Source organism: Paenibacillus sp. 01T422 (genome assembly GCF_056398785.1).
On record NZ_JBFTQB010000727.1, the window covers coordinates 1 to 5,163 of the forward strand.

Annotated in this window: 4 protein-coding genes; all 4 read left to right on the forward strand. The window is 39.7% G+C overall.

Annotated elements, in window-relative coordinates:
- Positions 1–1,592, forward strand: a 1,592-nt coding sequence (locus tag AC1DUA_RS29935; protein WP_477503210.1) for a right-handed parallel beta-helix repeat-containing protein, incomplete at its 5' end; no start/stop codon positions are given.
- A gap of 309 nt (positions 1,593–1,901) precedes the next feature.
- On the forward strand, positions 1,902–3,695 hold the full coding sequence (locus AC1DUA_RS29940; RefSeq protein ID WP_477503213.1) for a polysaccharide biosynthesis protein: 1,794 nt from the start codon (positions 1,902–1,904) through the stop codon (positions 3,693–3,695).
- A gap of 17 nt (positions 3,696–3,712) precedes the next feature.
- Entirely contained in the window at positions 3,713–4,588 is an 876-nt protein-coding gene (galU, locus tag AC1DUA_RS29945; protein ID WP_477503211.1) for a UTP--glucose-1-phosphate uridylyltransferase GalU, read from the forward strand.
- A 9-nt stretch (positions 4,589–4,597) separates the two neighbouring features.
- On the forward strand, positions 4,598–5,163 hold a 566-nt coding region (locus AC1DUA_RS29950), incomplete at its 3' end, for a glycosyltransferase (protein WP_477503212.1).

Genomic DNA, 5,163 nt, shown 5'->3' on the forward strand with positions numbered 1-5,163 from the left:
CTATTGGACAAAGCACAATCATATTAAAAGTCGTAGAGTTTGCTAAGCAATTTTATATCAATAAATGCAATATACATGATTGCAGGAGGCTAGGAATAAGTGTTGGCGGTGCGAAATACGTTTATGTGAATGAAAGTGAAATTCACCATATTAAAGGAACCGCGCCCCAAGGAGCAGTCGATATTGAAGACATGTATGATTTTAACCAATATATATATATGGACAGTAATAATATTCATGATAACGCGTCATACAATATTATTGCAGTTGCCGGAAGACATATAAGTATTACAAACAATGCGATAAGGGGCGGCACGCTTGCAATTAATGAAAACGTAGATAAGGTAGTAGTAAGTGGCAATGATTTCAGAGATATCGGTGGATCACTTGCAGCAGAAGTCATACTTTCGAATAATCATTTTTATGCTTCAAAAGTTACGTTATCCCAAGGCAGTAGAGAAGCTCTGGTCAGCGATTCCCTTTTTCATAATAGCCCTCTTAATATTAGCAGAACCAAAGCATATTCCGTATTGCTAGATAATTGTAGTTTTTATAACGATGGTGATTACTATAATTCAATACCGAATTTAGGGTCTACGCTTTTATTTTCTACTGAACCTCAAGCGATTTCGAATTGTACAATCGAAGGTGGAGGGCCGAAAGGCGGCAGCTTGACATGGGTGTCGAAYTCAACAAAAAATGGATGGTTATTCAACAACGTTTCTTTTATTAACACTAAACACAATCAGAGTATTGTAACTGGGTTGCCTCCGGGATATTATTCGGATTGTACGTTTAAGAACTCAGGCCCAATTTCAACAATAAATAATCCTCTAGCGGAGTATCAATTCAATAATTGTTCATTTGAGTGGGATGGATATACGCTGCTTACATTTGATCAGAACAAGAAAAATGCATTATTTGATATAAGCGACAGCTACTTTGTCGGTAAAGATAGTACGGCATTTCTTTTTAGAGATGTCGGCGGTGAAGTCGTGTTCAATCGTAATACATTTAACTATAATCCAACGAACACTGGAACCATGATTGATTTTTGGTGGCCTACTTTTGTAGCAAAATCATTCATCATGGATGGTAATATCTTCAAGTCATCCAAAGTTATGAAAGCAATAAATGCAAGCGATCCCATATCTGCATTGACAGAGATACTGTTCAGTAATAACGTAGTAAAAATAGCCAAGATAGAAATACTAGAGTACCAAACACACGTAAAAATAAACAACTATATAGACGGTATCGTAGATCCTTATTATAAACTTGCTAGTCCACCTACTTCTGGAAATTATAGGCGTGGCCAACTCATTTACAACACAACTCCACTTACAGGCAATTATATTGGATGGGTTTCTACACTGGCTGGAACAGCAGAGGACACGGTTTGGACTGCGGATACTTCCTATCCAATAAACACCTATATATTTGCCAATGGGAAAGTTTATAAATCTAATGTGGCAGGTAAAAGCGGTAAAGTTCCACCTTCGCAAACCAGCGGTACCTCAGCGGATGGAAGCATCATATGGGAGTTCGTTGATTTGCTGGCAGAATTCAAACCATTTGGAATAATAAGCTAGGAGAATACTAGCATAGAGGCCACTGTGATGCTGAGAGTGGCCTTTTTTGATTTTATAAATGCGCGTAGCATGAAAAGTGTTTTGAAAACGATGTTGACACGTTCTCTATAAAGAACTAAAATGAGGTTATATAGTTGTTCTTTATTGAGAATTTTATGTGTGTTTGCAGCGTTGTATTCAAAAAAATTTACCCATGTGTTCTTAATAACATACAACTACCGGTGATGCCTCCTGACCGTTATCAACGGAGGCACTCGGCCATGCTGTGGGTTGAATCGACCTTAGACGAGATTATCTTTATTAGTCTTCATTGACTCCTTTATCGTTTTCACTTCCATTTTCTTTAGTCGTTTTTTATTAAGTGCGAATTTTGACGTGATCACGTTGCCTTTGGTTGTTAGCTCCATTACCTTGCTGCTTAGTCATCATATTTTTTCATTCGTGTTTAAGCTATACAAGAAAGCTTGGGAACATGCGAGCATTGGGGAACTAATATTTATTGTAAAAGCTACCACCTACTCGTTAATTACCGTCGCTTGTGTTCAGCAGTTAATTATCCATGATATTTATTTCCGTTTACTTGCAGTGACGTGGATGCTGCATATGCTTCTCATTGGAGGTTCCCGTTTCTGTTGGCGGATCATCCGGAATACATATATCAAGAAGTCAGTGGTTAAGAAAAGAACACTGATTGTTGGAGCTGGGTCAGCTGGCACCATGGTAGTCAGACAATTGGTCAAAAATAACGAGACTGAAATGTTCCCGGTAGGATTCATCGATGATAATGTGAAAATTCATAACCTTGATATTTTGGGGATTCCTGTCATTGGGGGAATTGAGCATATAGAACAAGCGGTTAATGAGTTACATATCGATAACATCATCATTGCGATCCCATCCCTAAGCAAAAAAGACTTAAACCTTATCTTCCAGGAATGCACGAAAACCAACGCAAAGACGCAAACTCTCCCCAAGTTAGAAGACCTGGTATCGGGGAAACTTTCGGTTAATCACTTTATGGATGTGCAGGTAGAAGACTTACTTGGCCGAGATCCTATCGAATTGGATATTGAAAGTATTTCAGAATATGTCACGAATAAAGTGGTATTGGTAACTGGTGCCGGTGGATCCATTGGTTCCGAGATTTGCCGTCAGGTCTCTAAGTTCACTCCTCAGAAGCTAATTCTACTAGGCCATGGTGAAAACAGCATTTATTCAATTGAAATGGAATTAAAGGATTTATATGAATCTACAGCCATTGAGCTCATCACAGAAATCGCAGATATCCAAGATGTTAAAAAGATGATGTCGATCATGAATAAATATCATCCGGACGTCGTCTATCACGCCGCTGCTCATAAGCATGTGCCTTTGATGGAAAGAAATCCTGAAGAGGCATTTAAGAACAATGTAATAGGTACGATGAATGTAGCCATAGCGGCAAGCCAGGGTGCGGTAGATACGTTTGTCATGATCTCCACGGATAAAGCGGTCAATCCAACAAGTGTCATGGGAGCCACCAAAAGAATGGCTGAGATGATTATTCAGGATATGGATCGAAACAGTAACACGAAGTTCGTGGCTGTGCGCTTCGGCAATGTGTTAGGGAGTCGTGGCAGCGTCATTCCTCGTTTCAAACAGCAAATTGTAAAAGGTGGCCCGGTATCCGTTACTCATCCTGATATGATCCGTTACTTTATGACGATTCCAGAAGCGTCTAGATTAGTTATTCAAGCGGGTGCTCTTGCCAGAGGTGGGGAAATATTCGTCCTTGATATGGGTGAGCCTGTGAAGATTGTTGATTTGGCTAAGAACCTGATCAAGCTCTCAGGAAACTCGTTAGAAGATATAGGCATTGAATTTACCGGTATGAGGCCGGGGGAAAAGCTTTTTGAAGAGTTGTTAAATAGCGATGAAATCAATGAAAAACAGGTTTATCCTAAGATTTACATCGGAAAAACATCAGAATTGTACATGGAAGAAATAAAAGAAATGATATCCACCTATACCACATTAGATAAAGAGAGCCTACGGACTCAATTGTTGAATCTAGCCAATAGTAACTTAATCCCATTGCCGAAAAAGTTAATCTCAATCGTTTAAAAAGGAGTTTTGAATCAATGAAAGTACGTAAAGCCATTATTCCAGCTGCTGGTCTGGGTACAAGATTCCTGCCTGCAACGAAGGCCATGCCCAAAGAAATGCTTCCTATTGTCGATAAGCCAACCATTCAATATATCGTAGAAGAAGCTGTGGAATCAGGAATTGAAGATATCATTATTGTGACGGGGAAAGGGAAAAGAGCAATTGAGGATCATTTTGATAATTCCTTTGAACTTGAACAAAATTTATTTGAAAAACAAAAGTTTGACTTACTGACTGAAGTCCAGAAGTCGTCCAAAGTAGATATTCATTATATCCGCCAAAAGGAGCCTAGAGGTCTGGGGCACGCAATTTGGTGTGCACGAAAGTTTATCGGGGAAGAGCCATTCGCTGTGTTGTTAGGGGATGACATTGTTCGGGCGGATAAGCCGTGTCTGAAGCAGATGATGGAACAATATGAGTATCGTCATTCCTCCATTATTGGCGTCAAGCACGTATCTGATGATGAAGTATCCCGGTATGGCATTGTCGATGGCAGGCAAATTGAAAAGCAGCTATTTAGTATCAATCATTTGGTTGAGAAGCCTAAGAAAGAAGAAGCGCCATCCAATCTTGCCATCATGGGCCGCTATATTCTGACGCCAAGAATTTTTGATATGCTTAATGATCAAAAACCAGGCGCTGGAGGAGAAATACAGCTTACGGATGCCATCGAGGAGTTAAATGCTCTCGAATCGGTCTATGCTTACGAATTTGACGGTGAACGATTCGATGTTGGCGAGAAGCTAGGATTTATACAAACGACGATCAATTACGCTTTGCAACGTGAGGATTTAAGATACGAATTACTCAAATATCTTTCGTCAACTCTTGAGAAAGAATTAATTAAGTAGGGGATACGGATGTCTAAAAAAGTGCTATTATGTGCCACTGTTGATTATCATTTTAAAGCATTTCATTTACCTTACATGAAGTGGTTTAAGGAGCAGGGGTGTGAGGTCCATGTTGCCGCTAACGGTGATATGGACCTTCCTTATGTCGACGCAAAGTTTAACATTGCCATCCAAAGGTCCCCTTTTAAATTGAAAAACATTAAAGCCTACGATGAGTTAAAGTCAATCATAGATGAAAATAAGTATGATATCATTCACTGCCACACGCCAATGGGTGGTGTACTCGCACGTTTAGCAGCGCGGGGAGCACGCAAGAATGGAACGAAAGTTGTATATACCGCTCATGGGTTTCACTTTTGCAAGGGTGCTTCTCTCATAAACTGGTTGGTCTATTACCCTCTTGAGAAAATCCTCTCTTATTTAACAGATTGCCTAATAACGATTAACGAGGAAGATTACAAATTGGCAATTGACCGCCGATTCAGAGCAGGCCGAATAGAGCATGTGCATGGTGTAGGAGTAGACACGATTCGGTTTCATCCTATAAATGATAGACATAAGGATGAGTTGAAAGT

Excerpts from the sequence above, each read along its gene's own strand:
- galU (WP_477503211.1), top strand. The coding sequence starts at position 3,713 with ATGAAAGTACGTAAAGCCATTATTCCAGCTGCTGGTCTGGGTACAAGA.